The sequence below is a fragment of the Pseudarthrobacter sp. BIM B-2242 genome, from assembly GCF_014764445.1.
Classification (GTDB): domain Bacteria; phylum Actinomycetota; class Actinomycetes; order Actinomycetales; family Micrococcaceae; genus Arthrobacter; species Arthrobacter luteus_A.
This window is the reverse complement of record NZ_CP061721.1, coordinates 2,459,113-2,473,279: the sequence shown is the minus strand read 5'-3', so window position 1 is coordinate 2,473,279 and position 14,167 is coordinate 2,459,113. Positions and strand designations below refer to the sequence as shown.

The window sequence follows — 14,167 nt, the reverse complement described above, 5'->3', positions numbered from 1 at the left end:
AATCCAGTGATTTCTCCCGGCGCAGCTCCCAGGGATTCTTCCTTGGCCTGCATAAGGAAGGTTTCCATGACCACAATCGATCAGCGCTCCGCGGGCAGGAAACCTTCCACCGTTCCGCCGACCGTCCTGTTCCATCGGCCTCCCCTTTTTCCATAGCGGAAAGAACATCGTCTCCATGGAAACCGCCACTGCGACGGACCGCCAGACGCTTCCGGAGCCCGACCCGCAACAGCGGCGCTCCCTGAGGCAAAGCAACCACGCCGCGGAGAGTCAGCGGCACTTGATGGTATCGCTGGCCGCCCTGGTGGCAATGGTCCTGGTATCGCTGAGCATCCATGGAGTCCTTGACGGCTGGGGCTGGCTTCCGAACGTAATGTTTACTGCCGCTGCCGTATTGACGGCGACAGCAGGGACACGGAGCCTCCGTTGGCCCCCGGTCCTGAGCCTGGGGGCGGGCCTTTTGACCCTTGCCGGGGTGCTCGTCTGGCAGTTTTTCCGTGACCAAAGTTTCCTGGGCATTATCCCGGGCTCTCAGGCCACGGAACGTCTTGCGTCTTTGCTCGAAAACGCCGAAACCACCGTCGCCTCAGAGCTGGCACCGGTGGCGCCCGGCGAGGGCGTCCTCTTGATCACCTGTGCCGCAACCGGCCTGGCCGCACTGCTCATCGATACCCTGGCCATCACCTGCAGGATGCCCGCGACCAGCGGAATACCCCTGCTGGCCGTCCTTTCCATCCCCGCAATCATCCTTCCTGACAGCGTCGGTGTTCCCGCATTCACTGCAGCCGCCGCAGGCTACATCTTCCTCCTGGCTACCGGGCAATGGCGGGAAAGCTTTGAAGCTCAAGGCCGGGCAGCGGCTGCCGTCTACCTTGCCCGGGCCGCAACCATCGGGGCGGCCGCGCTCAGCCTGGCCCTCGTTCTGCCTGCCATGGTCCCGGGATTCACCACCGGAACGTTTCCGCAGGGATCCCGCCTGCAATGGTGGACGGCAGCATCCGGGCTCGACCCGAGCGTAACCCTGGGAAACTCCCTGCGGGAGCCCGACGGTTCTGGCCGGATCACCTATGCCACTACCGCCGATGAGCCACTGTATCTGCGGCTGACAACGCTGGAGGACTTCTCGGGCAGGCGATGGCAACCGGAGCAGCGCATGGATTCCCGCCGCACCGGGATCAGGCAGATGGGCCTGAGTGCCGGCCTTCCGGTCGGCGGCGGGAACCTGATCAGCACCCGGATCGATACCCGAAGCTTTACGAGTCCGTGGTTGCTGGCACCCTATGCCCCAATGAGCATCACGGGAGTCGACGGCCGGTGGACATGGGATCCGCGAACACTGACGGTATTGTCGGCTACAGGGGAAACTTCGGCCGGGCAAAGCTACCAGGTGACCAGTTCAGTACCGGAATTGACGCGTGAAGTCCTTGCCGGCAGCGCACCTGTGGGGAATGACGAAGTTGACGCCCGGTTTAGTTACCTGTCCGAGGATCTTCCGACAGTCGTCAGGGAAACGGCGTCGAACCTCACCTCGGACTTGATCAACCCCTATAACAAAGCAATGGCCATCCAGAATTACCTCCGCGGCGGTGACTTCACCTACTCCCTCCAGGCGCCTGTTGAAGGAAACTACGATGGCACCGGCCTTGAAGTCATTGGCCGGTTCCTTGAGGTAAAAGCCGGCTACTGCGTCCACTTCGCCGGTGCCATGGCTGTCATGGCCCGGCTGGCCGGGATCCCGAGCCGCGTCGCAGTCGGTTATGCACCAGGGGACCCAACCGGGAACGCCGTTCTGGTTGGCGGTGAACAGCTGCCCGAATTCGCCGTTGATTCCAAGGATGCCCATGCCTGGCCTGAGCTGTACTTCCGCGGTGCCGGCTGGGTGAGGTTCGAACCGACACCCTCCCGCGGCGTGGTCCCGGACTACGCGCAGCAACCGGCAACTCCTCCAAACCTCCCGGTAGAAGACGACCTCAGACCCGACGGCTTATCCATGCCGGACACCGGGACATCCCCGACTCCTGCCCCGGGACTTTCGGGCAGCGGCACGCCGGGCACGCCCATCCCTTCCGGCGTGGAGCCCGGCATGACGGTGGTGGCCTTGGTCCTGCTGTTTCTGGCCGCCGCGCCCTTCCTGATCCGCGCCGCCAGATCCGGTGGACGGAAGCGCCGCTTTCTCAGGTCGAATCCGCAACAAGCAGCCAGCATCGCCTGGGCCGAGACGACGGAAAGCGCCGTTGACCATGGCTACACTCCGGGCGCGGCAGAAACACCGCGGGCTTTTACCAGCCGACTGATGCAGCAGGCGCGGTTCAACAGCCAGGCCGTCGACTCACTGACCAGGCTCCGCCACGCCTTTGAGATGCAAATGTACGCTGCTGCGAAGGTACAACCCGTACCCGGGACGGTGTCTCCAACCTGGGCCGATGTCCAGGAAGTCAGGCGGGCTTTGTGGGGTTCGAAGACCCTGCCGGCGCGCCTGAGAGCCAGGCTCCTGCCGCGATCGCTACGACGCCGATACTGACCTCGTGCACAAGGCAAGGGCTGGACGCTGAGGAGAAGAAGCCGTGCAGGCCGTGTCCAAATCGTTACTAAGCGGTCGGCTGGTCAGTGCGGACAGGCCGTAGTTCCAGGAACAGCATTCGCGGCGGGTGCTGCTCAAGCGATACTGAAGGCCGGTGATTCGCCGCCCCCAAGGCACCGAATGACCGGCCTTCAGTGGATTTATTTGCCTGCGCGGACGAAGGTGACGGCGCCCTTGGACGTCATCCAGGTCAGCGGGTGGACCGCGGTTTCGTTCTTGCCGTTCAGCCCGGAGCTGAGGACCTGGCCGTTGCCGACGTAGATGCCGACGTGGCCGGGCTGCATGACCATGTCCCCGGGCTGGGGATCGGAGACCACGGTGCCGTAGTTCATGAACTGCATGGGACCGAGGTCACCGACGGGGATCCCTGCAGCGTTCAGGGCGTTTTCCACCAGCCGGGTGCAGTCCTGGATCATGCCGATCTGCGCGTAGGCCGAGGAGACCATGGTGGCGTTGACTCCACCTGCTGCCGGAGCGGCCGCCGGGGCGGCTGCCGGCGCGGCAGCAGGGGCGGGGGTGACAGTGACCTGGGCTTTGGCCTTGGCCGGCGCAGCAGCCTTCACGGCGGCGGGCGCGGCCGGAGCGGCTGCCTTGGGGGCCTGGACGGCGACCGGTTTCGGCGCTTCCACGACAGGGGCCGGCGTGGTCTTCACGGCGGGACGTTCGAAGGAGATCTGGACGGTGGCGTCTGCGCTGAGCGGGGCCTGGACCTGGCTGGCGAGCTCCAGGGTCGAGGTCGGCTCCGTGTCCCGCTGGGCCGGCGCGTCCGCTGCCTGCGCTGCAAGGCCGCTGGTCAGGACGAGCCCGGAAGCTGCCGCGATGACGGCGGCCTGACGGCCCACACCGCCGGCGTTTTCAGCGACGGATTTGGACAGGACCGCAAGGGCACTGGTCTGAACGGGGACCGCGCGGTGGCGGCCGTGAGCACGGCGAATAGACACGAAAAAGGGCCTCTCCCACTGCCTGCGAGGTTAGCTGTCGGATTCGGATGGGAGACACCCGGCCGCATCTCCAGCGCAAGGCAGGAGGCGCGGCTTCACCCCAAGGCCCGCCCGAAGCAGGCCGTCATGTGGTTTCCCCGTCTCTGCCGGACGAATGTTGCGAAGGGATCCCGGGGCAGCGGCAGAGTTAGGCAAATCTGCTCAGGAGTGCCGCATTCTGAGACCGGCACGCGTCCGACCCTACTGCAAAAACCACGGCGTTGTCACATTTGCATAACGCAAAGCAGCGATCCCCCGTCCGAATACCTGAAGGACGGCGCTAAGGACGGGGGCTGAACAATCGCGCCGCCGCCCGCCGGGAGTCGAAAAAGAACGGCCCGTCTTCCTGCCCGGTCGGCCACATAATCATTTGTGAAGTCTGAAACATGCTTTGGAAGAAGACGAAGGCGAAGCCGGAAGTGCATTCCGTCTTCGCCGCCGCTAAAAGGCTTCTGTTCAGCGGCTGCCTTTGGAACAGGCCCCACTGATGGGCGCACCGGTTGGTAGGACCGGGCGGGCCAGCCGGATGAAGGCCGGGTTGTCCTTAACTGATTCAATGCCCCGGAACATGCGTATCCTTTCTGAACGGATCTATTTCCATTGGCTCGAGAAACCCTCGGGTAGTGCTATGGCCGCGGTACGGTTTGAGGCAAAGGCGATATAGCCCCCCGCCCCTGACAGGAAAGCACCCTCCGATGACACAAGTTCCGGCCGACGTCACGCCCGCCGACCCTGCACGGAAAAGACGCAGGATCATTTGGGTCGTCCTGGCAGCCGTCGTGGCCACCGTCGTGGCCACCGGGCTGATCTCGTCCGCGGTGTTTACCGCCACCAAGCCGGCACCTGGCACAGCCCAGAACGTTATATATCTGCTTGGTGACGGCATGGGCCGCACCCAAGTCACTGCCGGCAGGGAGCGTTTCTACGGTGCCGAGGGCAGGCTGGTTATGGAAACCCTCCCGGCCCACGGTTCTGTCAGTACCTATGCTGTGCAGAAAAACTCCGGCCAGCCGGGGCAGTCTGACTTCGCCCCGGAACTGGTCACCGATTCCGCCGCTGCAGCCACGGCGTGGGCCTCCGGGGTGAAAACCTACAACGCCGCCCTCGGGGTGGATGCCACGGGCCATGTGGTGCCGACCATGATGGAGTTGGCCAAGCAGACCGGCTACCGCACTGGCAGTGTCTCCACGGCCGAAATTACCGACGCGTCCCCGGCCGGGCAGATGAGCCACGTCCTGTCCCGCGGCTGCCAGGGACCGGACTACTCCGCGGACGCGTGCCAGGACACAGAGATCACCGGTGAGCCGCTGCCGACCAGTGATGTCCGAGTAACCCCGATCGCAGACCAGATCGCCCGCAACGGTACCGCGGACATCATCTTCGGCGGCGGCCTGCGCCGCTTTGACGCCTCGGATGAAACCGAGCTGAAGGAGCAGGGCTACTCGATCCTGGGTTCGGTTTCCAGCCAGATTCCCGCGACCCGGGACGACCTGAACGGAGCCGTGGGGGAGAAGGTCTTTGGCCTGTTCAACAAGGGAAACCTGACCGTTGAAAAAGCCAAGCAGGACGACCCCGGAGCTCCCCAGGCGAAGGAGCCGTCCCTGCCGGAGATGACAAAGAAAGCTCTTGAGCTTCTAAACCAGCAACAGGAAAGCAGCGGCAAGGGTTTTTACCTGCAGGTTGAAGGTTCCTTGATTGACAAGCGGTCCCACGACAACGACGCGGCCCAGACACTGGAGGAAGTCAAGGCCTTCGACGATGCCGTCGCCGCAGCCCTGGACTTCGCCAAGAAGGACGGCAATACCCTGGTCATTGTTACCGCCGACCACGAAACCGGCGGTTTCCACATCATCGAAAAGGGCTCCTTCACTAACGCCGAAGCAGCCGCGCCCCCGGTCAACGTCGATTCCGGGAACGCCGCCAATAACTCCACCCCGACCCGGTCCGACGGAAACTTCAAGGACCCGGAACGTTCAACCGGTATCAGCAACGGTGCAGGCGCAAAGGACCAGCAAAACTTCGGCCCTGCCACCTTCCGGACGCCGAGCGACCCGCCCCAAGTCAAGGACGGTTCAAAGGAAGCCAGTCTTTGGCTGAGCTACGCCTCCGGCAACCACTCCGGTGCAGACGTGCCCGTTTACGCCTACGGCCCAGGCTCGGAGCAACTGCAGGGCAGCGTGGACAACACCGATTTGTTCGACATCGTAGGTAACGCCCTGGGCGTCCTGGGCTGACCGCAGCGGAAAACCAGAACTGCAAACCTGCCACGGCCACGGCCAAGCCCGACGAGGCTTCCGCACGCCTCAACCCGCCGGGCCAGGTGATGCAGGATAACGGGGACCTCGATAAAGCCCGGTCCAAGCTGTTGCCAAGGCGTCGACATTAAGGACAACTGAACCCGGGAGCCTCCTGGGGGAGCTTGTTTTTCCCCCTCCGCCACTGGCTGACGGCCAGTAGAAAAGGGTCGGTAGCCGGGCCGGGCGCGGATGGACTTCCTTGTGGCATCCCGGCAGAGACCCGGCAACTGCAGGCAAGAATAGGACCATGCTCGTTCCCTCCCGCCGCCGTCTGCGGATTGAAGTCCTGATAGTCCTGGGACTGTCGTTAGGACAGTCCGCCGTTTACTCCGTGGTGCAGTTTCTGGACAAGATCACCAGCGCGCCGCTGGCCCAGGGCACCTCCACGCTCAACAACTCCCAAAGCACCCGCGAATATTTTGATCTGACATATCAACTGCTGGAGATCTTCTTCGCGCTGGTACCTGTCGTTCTGGCGCTCTACTTCCTGACCGACCAGCACAGGACGAACACCGGCAACGGCGAGGGCAATGGTTCGGCCTTCACGAAAATCGGTTTTAACTTCACCCGCCCCGGGCTGGCCATCCTGCAGGGGCTCGGGCTTGCCGTCCTGATAGGCATCCCCTCACTGGGCCTCTACGCGGCCGGGCGCGCACTGGGCATCACGACAGCGATCATTCCCAGCGCCCTGGACCCTTACTGGTGGACGGTTCCCGTGCTGGTTCTGTCAGCGGTGCGGCACGCGGTCGTCGAGGAAGTCATCGTAGTGGGTTATCTGCTGGACCGCTTTGGGAAGTTCGGCTGGTCAGTTCCCCTGGCCATTTTTGCCAGTTCCATGCTAAGGGGCAGTTACCACCTGTACCAGGGCTTCGGGCCGTTTATTGGCAATATGGTGATGGGGGTGGTCTTTGCATGGATCTATACCAAGAGCCGCCGTGTGATGCCGCTTGTCGTCGCCCACGCACTCATCAACATTGTGGCGTTCGTCGGTTTCAGCCTGTTTGGAAGGGCGGTCGGGCTCGGCTGATTCACTCAGCCCTCGGTACTGGGCCTCCCCACAAAGACTCCAGCCTTGTGCCGCCCTCACCACCCATGGGTGAGCGCACTGCCAGTCTCATTGACCGCTGCAGGTGTGTCCTGAGCGGCTGAGGTAGGCCTGAAATCATGGCCCCCTTCATCTTGGGGGCGGCTGGTCCGGTGGCTGTTCAGGTGCGCAGGCTGGTGCCATGATGACCGGCAGTTGCAGTGGCTAAGTTCGAGGAAGGAGCTGGTATGCGTAAAGCAGAGGCGCGTCCACGCTTGATGCTGCAAATTCCACCGGACCTGATTGCGGAATATGGAGTCTAATATTTTCGCGCGCACCGTTGCAGGCAGCACCAAAGTCGATCAGCTCGCGTTCTTCCACGCGTGCAGTCAGGAAGGCTTTGCCGCCGCCGTCACACGCCAGCACAAGTGTGTAGTCGCCTTCGGGCACGGGCACGATGTTGCTGACGGGCTGCGCATCCAGGATTTTGCCGGCACCTTCGGCCACTGCTGTGCCCGTGGTCGGGAGGGCGGTGGCCTTCCACGATGGGATATCAGCGTTCTCGACCGAAAGCTGCTGGGTGCAGCCCGAGAGTGCGACCGCCACTGCAGCTGCAGCGACACCCCGGAGGGCGTGCGTAACGGACAGGAATTGGAAGGGCATGCCTCAAACCTACCCGGAAATCAGGCGAGGGCGGTGGCACCTGCAGCGCTACCGGTCCACGATACGTCCTGACTGCTTAAGAGCTTTTCCCCTGAGATGCCGCCACTGCGACGGCGCCGATCAGTCCAGTAAGGGCGAACAGAATTCCTACGATTCGGTCTGTGCCGTGGACACCCGCCACGATAAAGGCCACACCCAGCACACCCAGGAGTGCCAATGCTACCAGGCTGAAATGCCGCATTGGTAACTTCCGGACGCAGAACAGGGACGTGTGGGCAGCAGCCGACTAACACTGCGCGAAGCAGCACCAGCCCTGGTGCCGCTCAGTTGGCGAAGCTCCGATCAAATAGCGGTTGACCGGAGCTTCGGTTCCATTATGCCTGCCATAACCTTGCGATTTGCTGGGAAGGCAGCACCCGGGCCAGATTGTCCACAAGATAATCGACTGACGCCCAGTCTGGCCAATTGCACACCTGCGCCGGGTTCGGTGCGGCCCTGGTCTTTGTTTCGCCTCGCCGGGCCTGTAGGCAGTCTGGGCTTTTACGGCAACCGGAACGTGCCGGGGCAGCCGGCGGTAAAGGCGGCGCTTGTGACACGACGATCGCCGGGGGCGAACATTGAGGAAAGGGCCGCACAAGCGGGGGAGGGGCCCGCAAGGCCCCGAGACAACCGCGCCGGCCCGTTTAGTGGACCGCACTTCGCCTGACCGGCCCAGTGTCCCGCCCGTTGAGCGGTAGACTCCATTCGTGCTCAATGAGTTTTGGAATGTTGCCTCCAAGTTTTACAAAGCCCTGGTGTTTGGTGCCATGGGGCTCATCGCCGCAGGCCTCGTTATCAGCGTCCTGGGCAATGCCACCCAGAATCAGGGGTTGGCTTTCGCTTCCTTGCCCGTGATCGGAACTGGCTTGGTTCTCCACGCCGCAGGAGTGGCGGTACGAGGGCACCAGGTCCGCAAGATGATCAGGTAACGGGTACCGCCGTCGGCCAGCACTGGCACGGGAGGCCTCGGCTGGGCTATGGCACGATGGCATGGCCCCAACACCTCCACGGCCCCTCGGCCCTGCTGTCGTAAGATTTTTCATGAGCCGGACGCTCTGCCCGGCCGACTCCGGGGGGCACGCAACCCGGGCAGAACTGCAAGGATTACATGAAGCTATCGTTAGTCGATTCTCTGGCCCAGGGAATTATTGCCCTCAGCGCAACCCCCTCCCCGAGCGCTGGCGAGAATGGGCTAAGACCAGGTCTTAGCCCCGACCAGGTGACCCCGGGTTTCCTTGGCTTCGTGATGACAGCGTTCATGGTTATAGCCGTTGTGATGCTGATGGTGTCAATGACCGGACGAATCCGCCGCATGAGATACCGTGCACAGGTCAGCGAAGCGGGCGCTGAGAGCCCTGCTCTGCCCGGTACCCGCAGCGCCCAGCAGCCTGGGGATGACACGGCCCAGCAAGGCTGACTGACACCACTAGTCGCCCTTCCCCGCCGGGGAGGACGCTGCCGGGGGTGTGGTTGCTGACCTGCCAGCCGCCGCTGGGCAGTTGGCGGATCGCGAGGGCCTCACCTACCAGCCTGTGATCCTTACCGCTCACGATCACTATAAAGGCTGAGCCCCTCAGCCCAAGGTCCATTTGAACCGCTGTCTGCGCCAACCCGAGTGGCGGCTGGTGATCGCATCGCTGTCGTGGTGGCCCTGTTCCAAGGAATGTCCATTTGAGTTAGGTTAGCTTTTGCCTTTACTGTGCAGGTTTGTGACTGTACAGCCGGAACTGGCAGGAGTCTCGTTCGCCGCGCAGCTGGCCGGCTTCGGAGACCGCACCGCCATCAGGACCAAAAACCACTCAGTGAGCTACGGCGAACTGGGACGCCGTGTCGACGACATGGCCCGTTCCTTCGGACCCGCCCGGCGGCTCATTGCCCTTGAGGCCGAGAACACGCTGCCGTCCCTGGTGGTCTACCTCGCCGCCCTGTCCTCCGGCAACCCATTGCTGATCCTGCCCACAGGCGGCGGGACCGCCGCCGAGGCGCTCGTCGCCGCATACGATCCCGATATCGTGGTCCGCGCCTCGCAGGGTGAGGCGGTCCTGGACGTACGGCGGGAAGAAACCAGGCATGAGCTGCACCCGGAGCTGGCGCTTCTGCTGAGCACCTCCGGATCCACCGGTTCGCCAAAACTCGTGCGCCTGTCCGCCGAAGCCGTGCAGGCCAACGCCTCGGCGATAGCCGAATACCTGCACCTGCGCCCGGACGACACCGCGGCCACCACGCTTCCGCTCTCCTACTGCTACGGGATGAGTGTGGTGAACAGCCACCTCCTGGTCGGCGCGTCCCTGGCACTGACCGACCTTTCAGTGGTTGACCCGTGCTTCTGGGAACTGGTTCATACCGAAAACGTCACATCCTTCGCCGCCGTGCCCTACACCTTCGATCTCCTCGAACGCGTCGGATTTGAGCACATGGACCTGCCGGGCCTGCGCTACATCACCCAGGCGGGCGGCCGGCTCGATCCGGACCGCGTGCGTTCCTACGCGGAACTGGGCAGGCGGCAGGGCTGGGACCTGTTTGTCATGTACGGGCAGACCGAAGCCACGGCCCGCATGGCCTATCTGCCCCCGGACCTGGCGGCAGAACACCCCCACGCCATTGGAGTGCCTGTCCCCGGTGGATCCTTCCGGCTGGAGCCCGTCCCCGGCCTGGATGCCTGCGAGCTCGTCTACTCAGGTCCCAACGTCATGCTGGGGTACGCCGAACAGCCGGAAGACCTTGCCCTGGGACGGGTTGTCACGGAGCTTCACACCGGTGACCTCGCCAGGCGCGGGTCCAATGGCCTCTATGAGATCGTGGGCAGGCGCAGCCGGTTCGTGAAAATCGTCGGCCTGCGGGTGGACCTGGGCCAGGTGGAACGGCTGCTGGCCGATCTTGGCCTGATCGCCGCGGCTGCCGGCTCGGACGACGCAGTGGTCGCGGCGGTGGAAGGAAGCCACGATCTTGCCCTGGTGGCCAAGAGCCTTGCCCAGGACCTGGGTCTGCCGCGTTCAGCGGTCCAGCTTCATGCCGTGGGGTCCATACCGCGCCTGGAGAACGGAAAGCCGGACTACCCCGCGGTCCTGGCCCTGGCGTCCAGGAATGATGACCGCGCCGGCGGTACTGCTACTGCACCGGAACCGGCAGGACGCCCGGCTGACGTGCGGAGGATTTTCGCGGAGGTCCTCGAACAGGAGGACGTCGCCGATACGGACACCTTTGTTTCCCTGGGCGGTGACTCGCTGTCCTACGTGGCAGCGTCCGTCCGGCTGGAGCGTGCCCTGGGACACATCCCGCAGGGCTGGCACCTGACGCCGGTCTGTGAACTTGTGCCTGCCACCCACCGGGCGCAGGGCACGCAGCCCGCGGCCACGGGTGAGGCTGCGGGCCAGCTTAGCCGCCCGGCCGGGAAGACCGCACGTCGCTGGCACCGGCGGATGCTGGCCCCGATGGACACCGGGATTGTGCTCCGCGCCGTTGCCATCATCTTCATTGTTTCCACGCATATAGGTTTCTTCCACTGGGAAGGGACCGCCCACGTGCTCATCGCCGTCGCCGGCTATAACTTTGCCCGCTTCCAGCTGACCGGTACCCGCTGTGCCCGGCTGCGGCGGCAACTGCGCAGCGTGGCCCGGATCGTCGTGCCCAGCGTTGCGGTCATAGGCCTGGCTTTTGCCGTGACCGATACCTATACCTGGGCGAATGTTTTCCTGCTGAACTCCTTGCTGGGGCCGGAAGGCTGGACCGACTATTCCCGGTTCTGGTTTATCGAGATCCTGGTCTACATCCTGCTGGGCCTGGCCGCCCTGATGGCAATTCCTGCCGCTGACCGGGCCCAGCGCCGGTGGCCGTGGGCCTTCGCCCTGGCATTGGTAGCTGTTGACCTGCCGTTGCTCTTCGACCTGGTTGACAGCCGGTATCCGGGGCAGGGGCCGGTCCTGTGGCTGTTCGGGCTGGGCTGGGCCGCCGCCGCGTCGCGGACACTGTGGCAGCGGGCAGCCGTGACCGCCATTGCCCTGCTCACCATCCCACAGTCCTTCGACGACCAGTACCGCAGCGCAACCATCCTGGTGGGCTTCCTCATCCTGCTCTGGCTGCCCACCCTGACCGTCCCGCGCGGACTGCACCGGGTCACGGCACTGCTGGCCAGCGCCTCCCTGTACATCTACGTCACCCACTGGCTGGTGTACCCGCTCGTTGACCCGGCACAAAAAGGCCTGGCCGTCGTCGCGTCCCTGGCCGCAGGCATCCTCTACTGGGCGGGGGCCACCAAGGTAATGGGATTGCTTGAGCGCCAGCTGCAACGGCCGCGCATCCTTCTCCGTAGATCTACTGCAGCTGGCAGGGCAGACTCCGAGTGAGGCCTACGAGAGCAGCACGCCTGAATACCAAGCATCAGCCGCTGCCTATCGGGAGGGGATGCGACTTGGCTGGAGGGGCAGGTCCGACATGATGACCCGGGGGACCATCATGACGTAGGCCACCATCCCGAGGAGCTCCACAAATGCCTGGGTGACGACGACGAGGGATACCAGGGCGAGCGGCTCGGGCAGGGCCAGGACCAGGGGGAGTACGACAATGAGTTGCGTGTTGTGCCACTGAAGATCACGGCCTTGGCACTGGCTGCGTCCAGTCCGCCTGCCCACCGCGGCAGCCATTCCTGGCGGGACCATCACCACCAGGAACGCCGCGTACACCGGGATAACTGCTCTGCCCTACGGGGGCAGCGGGATGACTGTGCGGTGTTTGCCGCCTGGGGTGAGACGCGGAGGGGAGGGATCCCTTGTCAGGGTGACATGGCCCAGTCCATGACCGGCCAGCACGGCGGCGATTTCGGAACGGGCGGCTTCGAAAACCCTCGCAGGTTCGGCACCGGGGGCGGGTTGCAGCCGGAGGGCGAGGTCCTGGGGTCCTGTCTGGATGATCTGGCCCTTACTCAGGCCCTGAACTTTGTCCAAGGCGGCACTCAGCGTGAGGGGTGTTATTGAAACGGAGAGCCCGGGCGTTTCCAGGGAAGGTCAGCAGCTCCGCTGTTCGTCCCTGCACGTGGATGGCCGGCGTCGGGTCCCCGCACGGGCACGGGTCAGTCCTGGTGGTGACACTGTCGCCCAGGTCGTAGCGCAGGATCGGTTGTATGCGGTTGGCCAGGTTGCTCAGCAGCACGGTGTGCGAGGGCTGCCCGGGCGGGACGGGTTTATGGTTAGCGTCGACCGGTTCCAGGATGGCCCAGTCGCTGTTGACGTGGAGCTAGCCTTCCTGGCAGCTGTAGCTCAGAAAGGGGCATTCAGTCGCTGCGTAGCCTTGACGGACCTTGGCTCCGAACGCTCCGCTGATCCTGCCGTAGTCTCCCTCGGGCAGGCCCTCGGCGGAGAGAACAACGGCAACGGGGTGGATGTTCAGCCGTCCGGCTTCCTGCTCGGACGCCAGCAACCGTCCGGTTGAGGCGTAGGGGGCAAGAAGGGCCGGGCGGAAGCTGTTCAGCTGGGCGACGAGGTCCGGCATCGGTGTCTGGACCGGGAACACCCCCACGCTGTGCCTGCCTGGTCCCTTCCGGAGCGCGGCCGCGGCTGCTGCCGAGGCGAAGTGGCCGCCCGTGGCGATGACCATGGCGATCCGCCCGTGACCGCGGATTATCCCCAGGATATCGGCCGGGGTGAGCCAGGAACTGAGCATGCGAAATGTCAGGGCCTTGGCCACGGCCAGGGATGTGGTGTCGAGCAGGAACACTCCCCGGGTGCCGGTCGTCCCGGACGTTGTAGCGACCGTGTAGCGGTTGAGGAATTTCGCGCCGACCAGCGACGGGTCATTAACGAACGACTGCACACCCTCCAGCGTCACGGCAGGATCCGTCACCCACTCATCGAAGTGAGCCATCAGGGCTGCCTTTGTCGTCACGGGCAGCACGGGCATCAAGCAACAGCCCCCCTGGCGTTTCTTTCATGATTCCTCCTGGCCCTGGCCGTGGCTGGTCCCCGGTGATTCCTTGTTGCTCAGGCGTTGAACAGCCGGGTCAGGACGCCGGAGCTGAGGAGGATGAACAGGCCCAGCCCGATGAACACTGCCGGGACGAGCCAGTGTTCGATTTTTTCGAGGGTCTCAATGACTTTGGGGTGGGTTCCCACAACACGTCCCAGTGCGCACCAGACGGCTACCAGGATGAGGAACACGATGATGGTGACCACGGTGTCCTGGGGGCGCATGGTCCGGAAGATCGGGGTGTAGATGGCGATGTTATCTGCACCGTTGGCGATGGTGATGCCGGCGACGCTGAGCAGGCCAACTGCGCTGATAGCGCCTTCGGTTTCCTCTTCGCCGCGTCTGCGCAGGAAACGGATCAGGCCGAAAACGCCGATTCCGAGGGGGAGCAGGCCGAGCCAGCCGACCCATTCGTCCGGGACAAGGGTCAGCCCGAGCGCGGCCAGGACGCTGATGCCGACCAGGGTGATGAATCCCAGGTACTGCCCGCCGACGATTTCCCAGGGCCGGGGCCGGCGGCCTTTCGAGGAGGCGAGGAACAGCACGGTCAAAACGACGATGTCGTCGATGTTCGTGGCAGCGAACATTGCTGCCGCGGCCGCGATGATGCCAAGCATTAATCAGC

11 protein-coding genes and 1 riboswitch are annotated in these 14,167 nt (G+C 64.1%); of the genes, 5 read left to right on the top strand and 6 right to left on the bottom strand.

Translation table 11 applies throughout. The features are described 5' to 3' along the window. Nucleotides 1–175: 175 nt before the first annotated feature. Nucleotides 176–2,521: a DUF3488 and transglutaminase-like domain-containing protein gene (locus IDT60_RS11370; RefSeq protein ID WP_191079172.1), complete on the top strand. Its 2,346-nt coding sequence runs from the start codon at nucleotides 176–178 to the stop codon at nucleotides 2,519–2,521. A 200-nt stretch (nucleotides 2,522–2,721) separates the two neighbouring features. On the opposite strand, the gene IDT60_RS11365 is transcribed toward IDT60_RS11370, so the two are convergent. Further along, entirely contained in the window at nucleotides 2,722–3,522 is an 801-nt protein-coding gene (locus tag IDT60_RS11365) for an NlpC/P60 family protein (RefSeq protein ID WP_191079171.1), read from the bottom strand. A gap of 5 nt (nucleotides 3,523–3,527) precedes the next feature. Next, a riboswitch (cyclic di-AMP (ydaO/yuaA leader) is annotated at nucleotides 3,528–3,726 on the bottom strand. A gap of 530 nt (nucleotides 3,727–4,256) precedes the next feature. On the opposite strand from IDT60_RS11365, the gene IDT60_RS11360 reads away from it, so the two are divergent. After that, nucleotides 4,257–5,795 (top strand): alkaline phosphatase, encoded by a 1,539-nt coding sequence (locus tag IDT60_RS11360; protein WP_191079170.1) that lies wholly within the window; start codon nucleotides 4,257–4,259, stop codon nucleotides 5,793–5,795. A 310-nt stretch (nucleotides 5,796–6,105) separates the two neighbouring features. Next, nucleotides 6,106–6,885: a CPBP family intramembrane glutamic endopeptidase gene (locus tag IDT60_RS11355; protein ID WP_191079169.1), complete on the top strand. Its 780-nt coding sequence runs from the start codon at nucleotides 6,106–6,108 to the stop codon at nucleotides 6,883–6,885. A 222-nt stretch (nucleotides 6,886–7,107) separates the two neighbouring features. Here the strand turns inward: IDT60_RS11355 and IDT60_RS11350 are convergent, their stop codons facing one another. Continuing rightward, complete coding sequence (locus IDT60_RS11350; RefSeq protein ID WP_191079168.1) at nucleotides 7,108–7,545, bottom strand: hypothetical protein; 438 nt, start codon at nucleotides 7,543–7,545, stop codon at nucleotides 7,108–7,110. Between the two features lie 746 nt (nucleotides 7,546–8,291). On the opposite strand from IDT60_RS11350, the gene IDT60_RS11345 reads away from it, so the two are divergent. Beyond that, a complete protein-coding gene (locus IDT60_RS11345; protein WP_139027852.1) occupies nucleotides 8,292–8,513 on the top strand; it encodes a DUF3188 domain-containing protein in 222 nt (73 codons plus the stop codon). 780 nt (nucleotides 8,514–9,293) lie between these two features. Continuing rightward, entirely contained in the window at nucleotides 9,294–11,927 is a 2,634-nt protein-coding gene (locus tag IDT60_RS11340) for an AMP-binding protein (protein ID WP_191079167.1), read from the top strand. 45 nt (nucleotides 11,928–11,972) lie between these two features. On the opposite strand, the gene IDT60_RS11335 is transcribed toward IDT60_RS11340, so the two are convergent. From IDT60_RS11335 to IDT60_RS11320, 4 genes are all read right to left on the bottom strand, one after another. Next, entirely contained in the window at nucleotides 11,973–12,263 is a 291-nt protein-coding gene (locus tag IDT60_RS11335) for a hypothetical protein (RefSeq protein WP_191079166.1), read from the bottom strand. 18 nt (nucleotides 12,264–12,281) lie between these two features. After that, a complete protein-coding gene (locus IDT60_RS11330; protein WP_191079165.1) occupies nucleotides 12,282–12,524 on the bottom strand; it encodes a hypothetical protein in 243 nt (80 codons plus the stop codon). Nucleotides 12,525–12,813: 289 nt separating this feature from the next. Further along, entirely contained in the window at nucleotides 12,814–13,440 is a 627-nt protein-coding gene (locus IDT60_RS11325) for a hypothetical protein (protein ID WP_191079164.1), read from the bottom strand. A 116-nt stretch (nucleotides 13,441–13,556) separates the two neighbouring features. Then, nucleotides 13,557–14,159: a cadmium resistance transporter gene (locus tag IDT60_RS11320; RefSeq protein ID WP_191079163.1), complete on the bottom strand. Its 603-nt coding sequence runs from the start codon at nucleotides 14,157–14,159 to the stop codon at nucleotides 13,557–13,559. Between the last annotated feature and the right edge of the window lie 8 nt (nucleotides 14,160–14,167).